At 46.1% G+C, this 16,012-nt stretch carries 12 protein-coding genes and 1 tRNA gene; 3 read left to right on the top strand and 10 right to left on the bottom strand.

The features are described 5' to 3' along the window. Positions 1 to 193 precede the first annotated feature (193 nt). The 3 genes from VIC_RS23865 to VIC_RS23855 form a co-directional block, all read right to left on the bottom strand. The gene (locus VIC_RS23865; RefSeq protein WP_006962971.1) at positions 194 to 2,320 is read right to left on the bottom strand and encodes a TRAP transporter permease; all 2,127 of its coding nucleotides are present in this window, start codon (positions 2,318 to 2,320) and stop codon (positions 194 to 196) included. 31 nt (positions 2,321 to 2,351) lie between these two features. Next, positions 2,352 to 3,362, bottom strand: coding sequence for a TAXI family TRAP transporter solute-binding subunit (locus VIC_RS23860; protein ID WP_006962970.1), 1,011 nt, complete (start codon positions 3,360 to 3,362; stop codon positions 2,352 to 2,354). Between the two features lie 290 nt (positions 3,363 to 3,652). Then, positions 3,653 to 5,008, bottom strand: coding sequence for a sigma-54-dependent transcriptional regulator (locus VIC_RS23855; protein ID WP_006962969.1), 1,356 nt, complete (start codon positions 5,006 to 5,008; stop codon positions 3,653 to 3,655). A gap of 166 nt (positions 5,009 to 5,174) precedes the next feature. On the opposite strand from VIC_RS23855, the gene VIC_RS23850 reads away from it, so the two are divergent. Beyond that, on the top strand, positions 5,175 to 7,229 hold the full coding sequence (locus tag VIC_RS23850; RefSeq protein ID WP_006962968.1) for an ATP-binding protein: 2,055 nt from the start codon (positions 5,175 to 5,177) through the stop codon (positions 7,227 to 7,229). Between the two features lie 60 nt (positions 7,230 to 7,289). Here the strand turns inward: VIC_RS23850 and VIC_RS23845 are convergent, their stop codons facing one another. The 4 genes from VIC_RS23845 to nrtS form a co-directional block, all read right to left on the bottom strand. After that, positions 7,290 to 8,039 (bottom strand): putative quinol monooxygenase, encoded by a 750-nt coding sequence (locus VIC_RS23845; protein WP_006962967.1) that lies wholly within the window; start codon positions 8,037 to 8,039, stop codon positions 7,290 to 7,292. 168 nt (positions 8,040 to 8,207) lie between these two features. Beyond that, positions 8,208 to 8,927: an EAL domain-containing protein gene (locus VIC_RS23840; protein WP_006962966.1), complete on the bottom strand. Its 720-nt coding sequence runs from the start codon at positions 8,925 to 8,927 to the stop codon at positions 8,208 to 8,210. A 37-nt stretch (positions 8,928 to 8,964) separates the two neighbouring features. Then, entirely contained in the window at positions 8,965 to 9,894 is a 930-nt protein-coding gene (locus tag VIC_RS23835; protein WP_006962965.1) for a methyl-accepting chemotaxis protein, read from the bottom strand. A gap of 2 nt (positions 9,895 to 9,896) precedes the next feature. Then, on the bottom strand, positions 9,897 to 10,136 hold the full coding sequence (nrtS, locus tag VIC_RS26935) for a nitrate/nitrite transporter NrtS (protein ID WP_050778651.1): 240 nt from the start codon (positions 10,134 to 10,136) through the stop codon (positions 9,897 to 9,899). A gap of 426 nt (positions 10,137 to 10,562) precedes the next feature. On the opposite strand from nrtS, the gene VIC_RS23825 reads away from it, so the two are divergent. Beyond that, on the top strand, positions 10,563 to 12,476 hold the full coding sequence (locus VIC_RS23825) for a methyl-accepting chemotaxis protein (RefSeq protein ID WP_039952572.1): 1,914 nt from the start codon (positions 10,563 to 10,565) through the stop codon (positions 12,474 to 12,476). Positions 12,477 to 12,632: 156 nt separating this feature from the next. On the opposite strand, the gene VIC_RS23820 is transcribed toward VIC_RS23825, so the two are convergent. From VIC_RS23820 to VIC_RS23810, 3 genes are all read right to left on the bottom strand, one after another. Further along, a tRNA-Pro gene (locus tag VIC_RS23820) sits at positions 12,633 to 12,709 on the bottom strand. 53 nt (positions 12,710 to 12,762) lie between these two features. Further along, positions 12,763 to 14,568: a DUF3413 domain-containing protein gene (locus VIC_RS23815; protein ID WP_006962963.1), complete on the bottom strand. Its 1,806-nt coding sequence runs from the start codon at positions 14,566 to 14,568 to the stop codon at positions 12,763 to 12,765. Between the two features lie 27 nt (positions 14,569 to 14,595). Next, positions 14,596 to 14,820, bottom strand: coding sequence for a YejL family protein (locus tag VIC_RS23810; protein WP_006962962.1), 225 nt, complete (start codon positions 14,818 to 14,820; stop codon positions 14,596 to 14,598). A gap of 85 nt (positions 14,821 to 14,905) precedes the next feature. Here VIC_RS23810 and yejK point away from each other — a divergent pair, with 85 nt between their 5' ends. Continuing rightward, positions 14,906 to 15,907 (top strand): nucleoid-associated protein YejK, encoded by a 1,002-nt coding sequence (gene yejK / locus VIC_RS23805; RefSeq protein WP_006962961.1) that lies wholly within the window; start codon positions 14,906 to 14,908, stop codon positions 15,905 to 15,907. Positions 15,908 to 16,012: the final 105 nt, after the last annotated feature.

Genomic DNA, 16,012 nt, shown 5'->3' with positions numbered 1-16,012 from the left:
ACTGATTGCTTTAATTGTGAGCACTTGAAGAGGAAAACTAGATCGAGTGCGTGTTTTTAGACCAAATATGACGAATAAACAGAGAGTTATTCGGTAGTGACCTGTGAAAAATAGATTCATGGAGAATAGAAAGAGCGCTGTGATAATCACAGCGCTCAGAAGTATAGCGCTCTTTACTTAATCATCCCGTCGACTAAGAGGAAACAGGCTGTTGTAACGGCGCTGGTTGATAGTGTTTTCGGCTGTACCACACGAAAGCAATCAATATTGCACAGCATGCTAAGCGCACAATCAAAGCAGTTTCAGGCCAGACGAGAGCGAAACCGATAGCGACAAGTAAGATACGCATTACCAGATGGATATTCCCTTCCAGATAACCTTCCATCGCGCCAACAAATGCATAAGTGCCTAAAATAGCGAACACCCCTGCTTCCAGTACTGACACCGTATCCCAACTGACAATACCACTGTAGGCGATCAGCAGAGGAACTAAATATAAACCCTTGGCTATTTTCCACGCCGTAAAGCCGGTTCGCATCGGCGGAGTGCGTGCAATGGTCGCGGCGGCAAAGGCTGTTAAACACACTGGCGGCGTGACATTGCTGTCTTGCGATAACCAGAAAATGATCAGATGCGCAGACAGCAAAGCCAGACTGACTGTTTCCAGCCCCAAACTTTGTTCAAGTAATGTCTGCATAAAATCAGCAGGTACCTGAGAAAGCAGTTGCTGAGCCGTTTCCAGTGACATAGGAGCGGCAAGTGCGCTGAGTTGATCCGGTGCGGTGAGCATAAAGATAGACATCGCTTCCTGTGGCAGTTGACCGGACACCATGAGGTCGAGAAGCTGTTTCTCTGCCAGCAATTCGTACAGAGCAGGCGCAGACAGCGTGCCTAGTACAATGTAAGACGCGGTGACAGGTAAGCCCATTCCCAGTATCAAAGAGGCTAGGGCAACAAACAGGATCATCAGCAGCAGTTGTCCGTTTGCCCAGTGATGAATCATGAGTGAGAAGGTGTTGCCAATGCCTGTGGTACTGATGACATTCACCACTAAACCAATCCCGACCAAAAGCACGGCGGTGGTGGCCATGTTTTTTGCGCCTTGTGCCAAGGCTTCAAAAATAGCGCGTGGGCCCATTCTGTGTTGTTTCGAAAACCATGATGCGACCACAACCGACAAAATGGACAGCCCTGCGGCATAAGTAGGTGTAAATCCTTGCACCAACAGAGTCACTAATACTGCTAACGGAATCAGGTTATGCCAGCCAGATAGTAAGACGCGGAGCAATGACTCGCCACCAGTCGACACCTTTTGTACACCACTACGTTTAGCTTCAATCCGCACGAAGAAAGCCACAGAGAGAAAGTAAATCAACGCAGGTAACAGAGACACTAAGATGATGTCGACATAAGGGATTTGCGTGTAAGAGGCCATGATAAATGCACCAGCGCCCATGACTGGTGGCATTAGTTGTCCTCCGGTTGACGCAGCCGCTTCGACGCCGGCTGCGAAGCGAGGTGGAAAGCCTGCTTTTTGCATCAGAGGGATACTGATGACGCCCGTGGAAACTGTATTAGCGACACTTGAGCCAGATACCGAACCCATTAAACCCGAGCCGATAACGGCGATAAAACCGGGTCCGCCTATGATTTTTCCAGCGGCTGCTTTTGCTACGGCAAGAATATAGTCACCAACGCCAGAGCGGACCAAAAAGGCGCCAAACAGAATGAACATGAAGACAAACGTCCAGCTTATGCGCGAAATAGGGCCGAACATTCCCTCTGATGAGTAGAAGCTTCGATAGAGCAGAGTCTCAAAGCTCAACCCGGGAAAGTGGAATAAACCGGTTGTCCATTTCCCCCACAGTACCACGTAACTGAGGCAGACAAAGATCAGGATCGGAATGAACCAGCCCATGGTGCGGCGTATGAGTTCTATGACGATGGCGATCGCCAGTACGGAAAAGAACCAGTCGCTAGCGATAAAGCTCATGCCTCGCTCGTAGAGTGCATCTTCAGCAAACGGGAGGTAGACGACACAAGCAAGAATGGCGATGACGAGCCCTATATCTGCAATAAGGGCTACTCGACTTTTCTTTAGAGACCCGTGTGCTGGGTACCAGAGTGCACATATGATGGCGAAACCAGCAAAGTGAATGGCGGAAATCCATAACTCAGGCAGTGTCGCTATGGTGTTAAACCAGATATGTAAGAGAGAGAGAACTACGCCGAGTGTTGTGATGACTTTCCCAACCAAGGGAAAGTCAGTACGTGTGGGCAGTTCAAACTTTTGCAGTTCTTGTTGAAGTGAATCCTTCATAACAAACTCCATGCGTGCAGGCCAGAACGGCTTAACGCACAATCAACTCAGGTGGAAGATCGATACCCATTTCTCGGTAATAGCGAGCTGCGCCTGGGTGCAGTGGTACTGGCAGGCCGGAGGTGCCTTTTTCCAACGCCATCGCTTTGGTGGCTTTGTGGATACCTTGCAGGAAGGATAAGTTTTCGTAGATTGCTTTCGTCAGCTGATAAACGTCTTCCTCAGGGATATCGTCGCGCACCGCAAGGAAGTTTGGCTGAGCAATTGTAGTGATGGGTTTGTCTACACCTGGGTAGGTGTTCGCTGGTATCTCATATTTTGTCCAAATGTCATATTCCTGATTTGCCTGTTTGATTTGCTCATCGGTGAAAGAGAGAATTTGAATGTCACTGCCAAGCGCGGCAAACGCCTGAGTAACCGCGCCAACAGGCACGCCCGCTGGTGTGTTCATACCATCAATGGTGCCGTTTTGCAGTGCGCTGGCGCTACCACCATAGCCCATAAAGGCCAGTTTGAAATCTTCCGGATTAATAGAGAGGCTGCGCAGTATCTGACGCCCCGAGTTCTCTGTACCTGAGCTTTTCTTACCAATAGAAAACTTTTTGCCTTCTAGTTTTTCAAGGTCACTTACGGTTCCTGTCTGCGCTAAGTTTGAACGCACAATAAAATGTTCCACGTTTTGCCACAGCATGGAAACTGAACGCAATTGAGTCTGACTGCCTGACTTCTGGTAAGGCCCCGCTCCTTGCCATGCCCAAGCGCCATACAGCCCCTGCAAAATCGCAAATTGTGCCTGATTGTCATTAAGAAGCTTAATGTTTTCTCCGGAACCTGCAGAGCTGATGGCGGCCAGTGAGAAATGTTGCTTAGGGGCGAGTTTCACCTTACTTAACGTTGCCAGTGCCACGCCTACCGGATAGTAAGTTCCACCGGTTGAAGCGGTCGCGAGAATATAGCTGCGATCGCTAGCGAGAGTTGGATGAGTAAATGACAGCGCGCTGAGTGTAAGTGCTGTGGCTGTGAAGATCTGTTTTAACGTCATGATGATGCTCCATATCATTAGATGTTATTAAAATTGGAAAACCACATAGAGCAAGCAGAATGCCAAAGTTTAAGTTATTGTAATAAAAGATATTTTTATTAAGTTATGCTCTAAATAAGCATTAAGTTGCTTATTTGTGGCGGTTGCCGTAAGCAAAAAATGGCTCATCAAGAAGGGAGTGCAGCGAATGACGTATCAGCCCCTAAATAGCGCGATTATTGCTAGTCGGTAAATGGCGCCGACACCTGCAACATTCAGATAAGCGGATTTTTGCCTATCGGCTGAACAAGCTAAGAGGAGATATAGTCGCTTCGGTTTAGCGCGTACTTGACCATCTTTTGGTTGAGTGTTCGTCGCGGTAAATCCAGCTCTTCCATCACATCATTGATGCATCCTTGGTGGCGCCTCAACGCGTCGTGGAGAATTTTTCTCTCGAAGCTCTGCATCTGAACGGCGAGTGGTAAACCTTGCTTGATACCCGCTGTGGTAGCCTGTGGACGGCAAGAGAGAATGTCACCAACAGTCAGTGAATCATCCAGTGCGAAGCGAATCGCGACATTACGTAGCTCACGGATATTGCCCGGCCAAGGGTAGTTGAGTAACGCTTGCTGATCGGCAGGGCTGGCACGTCGCGTGTTGGGGTTGGCTTCCTGAGTAAAATGTTCAAACAGCAGTAAGGCGTCTTCTTCTCGGTCTTTCAGGGCAGGTAGATGCAGCTGGGCGATATTCAAACGGTAAAATAGATCTGGGCGAAAATCAGAGTGATTGAGCAAGTCACACTTAGCGGCCGAGATGACGCGCAAGTTGACCTGCTTAGCGTGATTACTGCCCACACGTTCGACGGTACTTTCTTGCAGAGCGCGCAACAGCTTGACCTGCATTGCTAAGGGTAAACTTTCTATTTCATCAAGGAATAAGGTGCCTTTGTCGGCAAATTCTATCTTGCCGATGTGTCGCTTGGCAGCGCCAGTAAAAGCCCCGGCTTCATGACCAAACAACTCACTTTCAAACAAGTTATCTGGTATTGCGCCGCAATTGAGCGGTACAAATGGATGAGATTGTCGGGCGCTAAAGTGATGCAGGCAGTAAGCGACCAGCTCCTTTCCGCACCCTGTGTCGCCATAAATGATGACGTTGGTGTCAATGTCGGCGACTTTCTGCACCTGCTCACGCAGCTCGCACATGACTTGACTGCGGCCAATCAATATTTGCTCAATACCTTCAAGCCTCTGGAGATAAGCCTGCCGTGATTGCCACTTCTGAGATTCGATATAAGGCAGGATGGCTTGGTTGACGGTTTGCGCTAAGCGTTCGGGCTCAAATGGTTTCTCGATGAAATCGTAGGCACCTTGCTGAAGAGCTTTGACCGCCATATCGACATCACCATGTCCGGTAATGAGGATCACTGGAATGCCCGGAGCTTGCTGCTTCACCTGCTGTTGCAATTCCAAGCCGTTGATTCCCGGCAAACGAACATCACTGATGATCGCCATGAACTTATGCTGAGTAATTTCGGCCAGCGCCGCCTGGCCATTGTCAAAGGTGGTGATATCAAAACCAGCCAGTTGCAGCCATTGAGCGGTCGTCTGGCGAACGATAGGGTCGTCCTCGATCAGCGCTATAGAGTGTTTAGTTACTTGTTCCATATCTAACGTCGTTGTCTTTTTCCGTCACGTTAAGGAAATTGTCCTCAGGCGGAAAGGAGCTGGCTCTCACTTTATGCAACTAGTTTGTCCGTTTTAAAACCGAGCAGTGTAATTCGTCAAAACCTAGTATGTGTGGCCTCAATAAGTGATAAAGGATGAAATTGCTATGGTGGCTCCACAACGATATGGCTTGTTTGCCGTTGCCCTTTTGCTGATAGGCTTGATTCAGGTCGTGAGTGAGGAAGTGGTTAAGCAGTGGAAACTGGAAAGCAAACAACGTTACGCAGAAGAACGTTTTCTCGGTTATATCGAAGAAGTTCGCCGCACATTACGTCGTTTTGACTACTTGCCTTTCTTAGTCACTAAAGATGAAGAGAGTGTGCGTTTTTTAAGCGGTGAGCAACAGCTTTATCGAAAGATTCAGCAGCAACTGATCCAACTGGACAAGGCGGCTAACACCAAAGGTTGGTATGTACTTACCGACAAAGGCACGCTTAAAATTTCTAGTGTTCAATCTAGTCAGCTCGCTGGTGACAGCGCCAAGGAAATCGCGGCTAAAATTCAGCAACATCGTGGCGTGATTTCTCATGTGGCCACTAGCCCAAACAGCTCGGATTATTTTATTGCCGCCCCTCTGTACGATGGCGTGACTATCATTGGTATTGTCGTGGTTCAGATAGATCTGACTCTTCTAATCGATCAATGGTTTTCTCAGGGAGAGGCGATTTTGGCGCACCATCCTGACAGCCAGTTTTTTCTCTCCAGTAACCCTTTCTTTTCATCCACTTGGTTTAATCAGCACTTCGATAGTGGGGAAATGATGGAGTACCGAACTCTGTATGATGGAACGCGCATTGAAACCTGGCAGCTAAAGAAAAAAAGATATTTAGTTCAGTCGGTTACCTTAGATGATCTCAATTGGAGGCTGGTGTACCTAACTCCCTTGCAGTCGATGTTACGCACTACACGCTGGATTAGCGCGAGTGCTGTGGTTGGGTGTTTGATCATCATGCTACTGATGGTGATCAGATATCAACGACATCAGAAACTGCGTAGCCAACAGCGTATACAAAAGCTGGTGGAGGCTTCTGAAAAAAGGCTGAATGTGATGCTCAGTAAAACCCATGTCGGGTTGATATTGATTGATGAAAGTGGTCATATCCGAGACATTAATCCGATGGCGAAGAAGTATTTTAGTTTGTCAGATTCCATGACTCGTCAAATTAAGGTATGGCAGTTGTTTGACAGCGGCCACTCGGATTCACCCACGTTAGAACTACTGAGAAACTTCGATAAGCACACCTATCTGGCTGAAATGACGGAAGTAGAAATTTTAGGCCAGCGCAGCGACGGTAGCTGCTTTCCCGTGATGCTCTCACTCAGTGCCTTACCTTGGCATGAAAGAGGCTATTACCTGTGTACTGTGATTGATATCAGCAAACGAAAACGTGCTGAAATGGCCTTGAAACAGTCAAACCAGATGTTGCAGGTGCGAGTCGAAGAGCGGACGAAGGCACTCGACAATGCTCAGCAAGAGTTGATTGAGTCGAGCAAAATGGTCGCGCTGGGAAGAATGTCCAGTGCCATTGTGCATGAACTTAATCAACCACTGACAGGGCTCAGAACGCTATTTTCGAGTAACCAATTGTTGCTTGAAAGAGGTGACACAGAGTTACTGAAAGACAATATGTCATTGGCAATGACGTTATTTGAACGTATGGCGTCGATGACGCGTCAGCTTAAGTCGTTTGCGTTTCAGCGACTCGATTCTCCACAGCCTGTGTCACTCAAAGAAGCGTTGGATGAAGTACTACAAGTTCATCAAGAGCGTTTGGACAAAGTGGATTTCGAGCTTCGCACTGAGAGCGCAAAGCTGATTGTGCTTGGCGAAGAGGCTAGGTTGCGCCACGTACTCGGAAACTTGGTTGGCAATGCTCTGGATGCAATGGTGAATACTGACTTTCCTCGACTAGACATTGAGGTGAGATGCTCATCGAATGAAGTAGAAATCAGAATCATCGATAACGGCTGTGGTGTGGAACAAGATAACCTAGAGCGCATGTTTGAGCCTTTCTACACCAGCAAAAAAATCGGTGAGGGACTGGGGCTTGGATTAGCGATTGCAGCGAACAATGTCCGTGACATGCAGGGAAGGTTGACTGGGATAAACAATGCCACAAGCGGGATGACGTTTACGCTGGTTTTACGAAAAGCTTGCTGACTGGAGAGTGATACCAAGCCTGCTCAGTCAGCAGGCTTGTTGAAGGCATATTCTCGCTGATCAGTGCTGGAGCAACTCAATGACTTGGTAAGTTTGGATACCAGCGAGTACGCCTTGCTCCCAACCACCTTCAACTAGAGTTGAGGCATGTTGTTTCATTGCAGCAGCAACGCCGCCATTAAAGTGCGCATCAACTCCGGCTTGATCCGCGAAGAAATCTACGATGCCGAAGCGATCATCGCCAAAATGAATGGCAAACCAATGGACTGTGCCGGGCTCTTGCGTTGTTACGATGTGAGCGCCTTGCTTGAGTAATTCCGCGAGCTTTTGTTCTTGACCTGGCTTTGCCTTCAAGGGGATAAAAGTGGCAATCTTGATACTTTCCTGCGTATTTTTGCCGACTTTTGAAGCAATAATGTCAGCATTGTGGATGTTAGGTAGCACGCCGTCGTTCCATCCACCTTTAACTAGTGTTGCAGCACTTTCACTCAGTGCTTTCGGGATTTTTCCAGCAAAATGCGCATCCTGAGCAGCTTGAGAGCCAAAAGCGTCGAAGATCACAAAGGTGTTTTTATCTTCGGTTTGAAGTGCAGACCAGAACAGTGTGTCAGGTTCGTTGTCCTGAACGAGCTGTGCACCAACCGAAAGGAAGTCAGCAAGGGCGGTGTTTTGTCCCTGTTGAGCGGTAATCTCAATAACGCTTGCTCTTGTATGAGTGTGTTCCGTGGTTGCAGCGTTTGCCCCCATAGTAACTGCAAGAAGCGAAAGGGCAGAACAAGCGCGAGTGATTGTGTTGAGTGGTTTTAACATCTGGTATACCTCTTCAAGTTAGGTGGATTTGTTCGACTTGAAGCAAAGTATACTTGTCAGCATTTTTGGATAAATACAGCAGAAACTGATTTATAGTCTCAATAAATAGAACAATAAGAACAAAAAAACCAACGATACATCTTTAGTTGATGGTTGGAGTTTGGTTCTTCAGATGAGTGGCCGTGGCTTATCAAAAAGATAGCCTTGTGCGAGGTCGATATTCAGTTGCTGCGCCATATCGAGTTGGGCTGGCTCTTCAATCCCTTCAGCCAAAACCGCGCCGCCGTAGTCATGAACGGCTGTGACGACGGTTTTAATTTCATCGACCAGAGTAGAATCAAACGTAAGCCTGCTGACGATTTTTATGCACAGTTTAACCACCTCTGGTTTAACTTCATCGATCAGCGCCAAATCAAAGAATCCACAGCCAACGTCATCAAGCCAAAACTGGTAGCCCCGTTTCCTCAATTGAGCCATTCGTTGTTTTATTGGCTGCCAGTCCCTTATCGGTAAGTGTTCGGTAAGCTCGATCTTAATTTTTTCGGCGAGCGGATAGCGGCTAAGTATCTGGAATACGGTCTCATCTAACAATAGGTTAGGAGTGAGGTTAACGGTGTAACACCCTATGGGAGCGTGGGCGACAATGTTTTCAAGATGAACGTCGAGGATGACAATTTCCAATTGCCTGCTGAGTTGCTGTGATTGAGCTGCAGCAAACAATTGATCGGGGCGATGCCACAAGGAATCTGAAGGACCACGAACCAAAACTTCATGCCCATAGGTAGTTTGGCTCTTAAGATCTCTAATAGATTGAACATATGAAGATAGTGAACGCTCACTTAAGATATCATTCAGTGAGATAGAAACACTCGTTTCAATTTTATCCATGTGGCTCCTCTCCTTATTTGCTCACACGCTAACGGTGTTAAGCGCTTTCCTTTCGACCTGCGTGACCACCTAGCTCCAGATAAGATAAAGAGTTGACGATTTGTTCCGCGAGTTCATGGTTATTACCTGAAAGGCTGATTGACAGCTTGGTGTCTTCAACTAAGGCTTCCATGTTTTGCTTAACCGTATTTGAGTCTGACAGCTGCGCTTCAATGGCATCCATGATGGTTTTGGAGGAGGTTTTACTTTCAATCGACATGTCCATCAGGTTCTGCATTTTTAGCATGGTGTCTTTAGTGACTTCTGAACTGAGAATAATGACGTCCTCGACTTCTTTTTGCTTATTGAAAATGCTGTCTGATATTTTTGAAATCGACGCCATTTCAGTATCGATACTCTCTGCTGACTGGTTCGCTGTGTTCGCTAACTGACGGACTTCGTCTGCGACTACCGCAAAACCGCGACCGTGCTCTCCAGCTCGAGCCGCTTCAATCGCGGCATTAAGCGCTAACAAGTTTGTCTGTGCCGCAATGCCTTTGATGGAATCCACCAATTGGGTGACGTTCTTGTTTATCTCATCTAATGATTCAAGAAGGTCACTGAACTGACAGATCTTTTCCTTAGAAACCAGCACCTGTTCTTCCAAAAGCTCCAGCTTATCGATGGTATTGGCTGCAGTTTCAGCCGTTTTGCTGGAATATTGGTGACTCTCACAAGACAGTTTATTAATGCTTTCCGATTGCTCGATAAAGTGATTGACCAGTTCGTAGCTTTGCTCGATAGATTCAGCGCGACTTCGGGACGCTTTATGGACATTGGCCGCATTGACGTGAATTTTCTTTGCATAGTTGGTGGGATCATTCTGTTTGAATAGCGAGTACTTATCAGAGATTTGCTCTAATTCTTCGAGGTGACTGGTTTTGACCTCAACAATATCTGGAGACTGTTTTTTAAAGGAAAATTTCATGATTAGGCGGCCTTGTTTCGTGATTGTAGAGTTGCAGAAACGCTTGCTTGGGTAGATACACAAAAAGGTACGCAGTAAGTCATTAATATCTTGATAACCAGTGTTGCGTCGATGTTGTTGGAGAGCAATTTGTCGCCGTGATTAATGAACATAAGAATAGTGCCAACTATAAGAGAAACCTTTAGCGAGCGTTTTAGTATCGCGGGTTCGCCTGCGGTTTTAAAAAACTGAGCTAGATACATCTGCAACCTCTGTTTGGATTAATTATTGTTCTGGTGAATCATATACCCTGTTGAACGATCGTTCAAATTGATAGTAGTGATCAACGGCAACTTACGCAAAGCTAATTGCTGCATATTCAATAGCTAAAGGTTCTATGTATCGTTGAGATCGTTTGTCGAACAGGCTGTTTGATATTGGTGACTAAAAGCGCTGAAGCCTTATTTAGCTGGCTTCAGTTGTCATGAAACATCGAGGAACGATAAACGGTATTTTTTCGGGCTCGAATACGATTAATCTTCTATTAACTATCAATACTTACAATGACTTAGAAAGATGTTGTTAACTTTGTTAATAGTGTGATCGGCGTAAAAATTTAGATGAAAACAAGGAGCATTATGCAATTGCGATGATACATTTGTCTCACTTATGAAACAGTGGTAAAGGATATGAGTGTTTTAAACAGTTTTAAGGGCAGGATCGTTGCTGTTGTCATTCTCTTACTGACAGCATCACTTACGGTTTCTAGCTTCCTTTCTTACAGGCAAATTTCTTCGTCGATTCACGAGCGAGTGAATGAATACTCGATGCTAAAAATCAGCACAACCAGCGATACGATCTTAACTTGGATTGATTCGATAAAGTCCGGGCTGGTGGCGAATGCGCCTGATTTTGTTCCAGACTACGACGATGACCAAATCTTATTGATGATCAGACAGATCGCAAACACCTCTCCTGCATCGGATATTCTGGTTGGCTACGAAGATGGCCGTTCTTATGGCAATAACAGTGGTAAGCGAGATTTAGCCAAGTATGACCCGCGTACACGTGATTGGTACCAACTTGCAAAGCAGAAGCGCGGTACGATTGTCACGGAAATCTACAGTGATGCTTTGACCAAGAGTCTGATGGTGAGTGTTGCAGAACCTTTTTACGCACAAGGTCAGCTAAAAGGGGTCTTGCTGGCCGATATCGAATTGAGTTTATTGGATGAGCTAGTCAGAAAAGCCCCTTTCCCAGGTGCGATGATGGGTCTATATGACCACAACAGCCTAACAATTGCGTCTAACGGCGAAGTAGATGTTCCCGGTGAAACAAAACTGTATGACTTTGCGGAATTAAATCCTTTGACCGACGCTTTGCTGTCTCAGCCGACAGGGATGAAGGATTATAGTTTAGGAGGTATCGAGAAGGTCGCTTTCTTCCAGACAATTCAATTGGATGAGAACAACAGCTGGCATTTGTTGGTCGGGGTGAATAAATCCGTTGCTTATGCCGAAGTTGACGAAGCACTGAAAAATTCACTCTATACAGCACTGGTGTTACTCGTTGTCGCTTTTATCATCTTGTTCGTCATTCTCAATTATGCCTATCGTCCAATTCTAGCGTTAAAGAGTACTGTCCTCGATCTGTCTCAGGGCAATGGCGACTTAACACGTCGTCTTGAAGTCAAAACTGACGATGACTTAGGCCAGATAGCTCAGGCAGTGAATACCTTCATTGGTAACCTGCAATCAATGATGCTGGAAGTGTCGAAATCGTCCAATCAAATTTCAGGCAACATTGATCTATTAAAATCGCAGACCGACAGCAATGCTCAAGTGCTGACATCTCATGCGATGGAAACCACACAAGTGGTAACGGCGATGAATGAAATGAGTTCAACAGCCGAAAGCGTTGCACAAAGTGCATCTCAAACCGCGGAGTTTACTCGTGTAACCAATGATGAAGCCGAGCAGTCGAAACTGGTCGTTGCCAGTGCCGTTCGCAGTGTTGCTGACCTGATCGAAGAAGTTGAGTCGATGGCGAAAAGTATTCAGGCTATGAACGAAGACTCGCAGAAGATAGGCTCTGTGTTGATGGTGATCGGTGAGATAGCTGATCAAACCAATCTGTTGGCACTGAACGCGGCGATTGAGGCGGCGCGAGCAGGTGAGCAAGGGCGTGGCTTCGCAGTGGTGGCGGACGAGGTTCGCGCTTTGGCTGCCCGAACTCAACAAAGCACCTCTGAGATCAACAATATGCTGGATAACCTTAACGAGGGCACCAGAACGGTTGTTAAAGCGATGGATGACACTAAACAGCGTTGTCAGGAAACGGCTGAGACGACGGAGAATGTGAATGAGAGCCTGGATCGTATGGTTAACTCTATCGTGCGTATTAATGATCTTGGACTTGAAATCGCGACAGCAGCAAGTCAGCAAAATGCGGTGACAGAAGAAGTCAGCCGTAATATGACGACCATTCAAAGCATGGTCGATGAGCTCACCAGTAATGGTTCACAAACGATGGAGAGTACATCAGACTTGTCCAAAAACAACCAACAGCTTTCTCAGATAGTCGCTCAGTTCAAGCTGAGCTAATACTGTTGATGTTCAGTTCGATGATTCTAAAGCCGCCGTTGAGGCGGTTTTTTATTGTTAGCTATGGTGAGTTGATCTGACGAGGAGTAGAACGACAAGGGATACAATCAGCCAAAAACAAAAAAGAGAGCCGAAGCTCTCTTTTTCTAGGTGTAATGGTCGGACTGACTGGATTTGAACCAGCGACCCCCGACACCCCATGACGGTGCGCTACCAAGCTGCGCTACAGTCCGATGCCAATAATCTACCCATAATTTACGACGAGGTCAATTACTAAGGTTATGATTTAGTTACTTTTTACGTAAAAACGCTGTAGCTCTGTCAGACCTTGCATTAAAACTGGCAATGTCGGATTTTCGTCTTTCAGGCGTTGGTAATTACTGTCATACAATTTGTAGTTACCAAACTTATCGATCACCGTTGTGTCTTTGTTTGTGATCAATGCCAACTCTCTTGTGTCGCCTGCAAGAATCCATTTTCTAGAGCGTTCATCAAACAGGTTTTGACCGCTGCTGAAATCTGATGGGTTAGAAGATACACCCAGTAGATCCTGCAGAAGAGTCACAGATAAATCAAGGTGGCTAGTGCGGTGATCGTATTTTCCGGCGACTTTGCCTGGCCAGTGAATAATCATTGGCACTTCAAGTTGATAACGGCTGTAGTTACTGTTTGAACCCCAGCTATTGGTCTTAGTTTCGTTAAACTCAGTACCATGATTTGATGTGATGACAATAACTGTTGAGTCACCAATATCCAGTTCTTTTATCTTCTCGAACAGCACGCCCAGTTCTTCATCGGCGTTGTTCACAGACGTGTGATAGCCCTGTTTCAAGGTCTCTAACGTAGACGTGTTGTTGCCTGTTTCGTTATAGGCGCTAAAGTTATCGACCGTTGTGAGTTCAATAAAGCTAAACCAAGGTTGCTTCTTCTGCTGAGACACCCACGTTGCCCAAGCATTAATGGCTTGAGTATCAGGTGATGTGCTGTCATTAAAGGCAATGCCAGTAAAGTTCAGACCACGGAAGACGGTTTCACCATAAAGCGTATCATCGAAGTTATCGCCACTGAACAAGCCGAAGCTGTACTCTTTATCGAGCAGTGTATCAAGCAAGATTGGGCGAGAACCTTGAGTTTTGATGCTGCTGACATAGCTACTTGGCAGGCCATAGAACAAACCAAACACGCCGAAAGTATCGTTGCTGGAGCTATAGTGATTCGCAAAGTTGAGGTTGTTCGAGGCAAACTCAGCGGCATTTGGCATCAACTGCGGCGTCAGGACATCACCACGTAGGTTATTAACACTGACAACCAGTACATTGAGCGGGTTCGCTCGACGGTTGAATTCAAGCTTTTCAAGAGGATAGCGAACCAAATCTGTGTTCGCTTCACTCTCTTTGAGACGTTGAAGGTATTCTTCTCTATCCAATAAACCATGACGCTCCATAAAGGACTTCGCCGTCATTGGGTACGAAAGAGGGAAGTTGGCTTTTTGCGCCGTAATTGGATTGTAGAAATAGGCATCAGCCCAAACGTAAATCAAATGGCTGGTAATAAAGCTGACAAAGAATAATGCGGCAATTGGACGACCGACATGTTTGTGAGACAGACGACGTTGCTTACGCCACACCCACTCTGATAGCGCCAGTTGTAATAGGAATATCAGTGGAAGTACAACAAACAAGTGCTGTAGATCTATGCTGATCGAACTGCCTTCCTCACTAAACAACACTTCCCAGACGACAGGCGTGAGGTGGAGGTTAATTTTTTGATAGGCTTGAGTGTCAATCAGAAGCACCGTCAATCCGACGGTGGCAAAGCAAACCGCCACTAAGCGAAATAGCTTGCGTGACGGTATCAAGAAGGTTAGCGGAAACAGAACCAGTAGGTAGAGTGCAAAAACGAGGAAACCGAAATGCCCCACCCAAGATACTGCCAGATAGAATTGTCCTAAAAGGGTTTCGGGCCAGGGAGACTGAGTGATGTAACGGGTACCAATTAACATGGCCGCTATGATGTTGAAAAAGGCAAACCAATGCCCCCAACCCACTAAACGCGATACGCGCTCGCCGTATGTATTTCCGTTATCTACCATGTACTGTTCTATTGTCCGTTTATTTTTCTAGTGAGTGTTTTCTTCAATAGAAGACAACAGCGCCTGAGCAAATTTTTCAGCAAGTGCTTTACGTTGTGAAGCATTAACGTTTTGATTTAAGACATTGGTAGCGATATTTCCCGCAATCATCAAAGATAATTCCGGACCCGCACCGTGTTTGTCTAACACTGCAGCCACTTCTGATAGAATAGCTTCAACTTTGTCGTCGCTGTATTTAGATGTAATCGGCATAAAGACTCTAATGGTGATAGTAAAGCGGCTTATGATAACCTACAATGCGTCGCAACTGAAACCTACACGACGATAAAAATTCATCATGAGTCTTCATCTTTCAAACGTTATCTTACACCAGCTACGAAAAAACGATTCAGACGAACTTGTTGTTAACTTCCGAGCTGACTCTCTGGCTAATGACGCATCGACTGAAAACCTAGTGGCTGAGCTTCATCGTGTCTTTAATTCAAAAGCTGGCAAAGGGTTCGGCTCATTCAAATCTGACAGCGAATTCCAGAACTGGTTGCATGAACTTCGTAAAGGTGAGAGAAGCTTCTATGATTTCTCACAAGAAAGTGCAAACCGTCTGAAAGATGAGTTAAGTAAGTACCCGTTTGCTGATGAGGGTATTCTGGTCATTGCTGAATATCAGTCTCTGGCGACAGATTACCTTTTTGTTGCCATCATTCCTTCAAATGAAAGCCTAAAAGTGACAGAAGGTCTCGAAATTAGTGCGACTGATTATCTAGATCTGAGCAAAATGGATATCGCAGCGCGTATTGACCTGACCAGTTATGAGACTGACAAAGAGTCAAACCGCTACCTTGCCTATATTAAAGGTCGAGTTGGGCGTAAAGTCGCAGACTTTTTCCTTGATTTCTTGCAGGCGGAAGTAGGGCTCGATACTAAGCAACAAAACCAAGTTCTGATGCAGGCGGTTGAAGATTTTTGTACAGACTCTAAGTTAGAGAAAGATGAAGCCATCAGCTACAAAAAGCAGGTAGCGGACTACTGTAACGAACAGATTAAAAGTGGTGACGAAGTTCAGGTTCGTGAGCTGTCGGGTGAGTTACCTCCCTCTCAGGATGGTACCAGCTTCCTTGATTACACGCAGGAACAAGGTTATGAACTTGAAGAAAGTTTCCCAGGCGACAGAACGGCAGTACGTAAACTGACTAAATATGTTGGTGCAGGCGGTGGCCTAACGATTAACTTTGACAGCTTGCTGCTTGGCGAGCGTATTTTCTATGATCCAGAAACCGATACACTGACGATCAAAGGTACGCCACCAAACCTGCGTGATCAGCTGACACGCAACCGCTAATTCCTCACTAAATCAGGACTAAGTCGAAGAAATATGCACTTAGTCCTACCTTTCTCAAACTTTGCGTATATGCTTGTAATTATGGAATTTATTTAAAGACGAGCA

Source organism: Vibrio coralliilyticus ATCC BAA-450 (assembly GCF_000176135.1).
GTDB classification, from domain to species: domain Bacteria; phylum Pseudomonadota; class Gammaproteobacteria; order Enterobacterales; family Vibrionaceae; genus Vibrio; species Vibrio coralliilyticus.
Note: the sequence above shows the minus strand (reverse complement) of the source record. Positions and strands in the feature narration are given on the sequence as shown.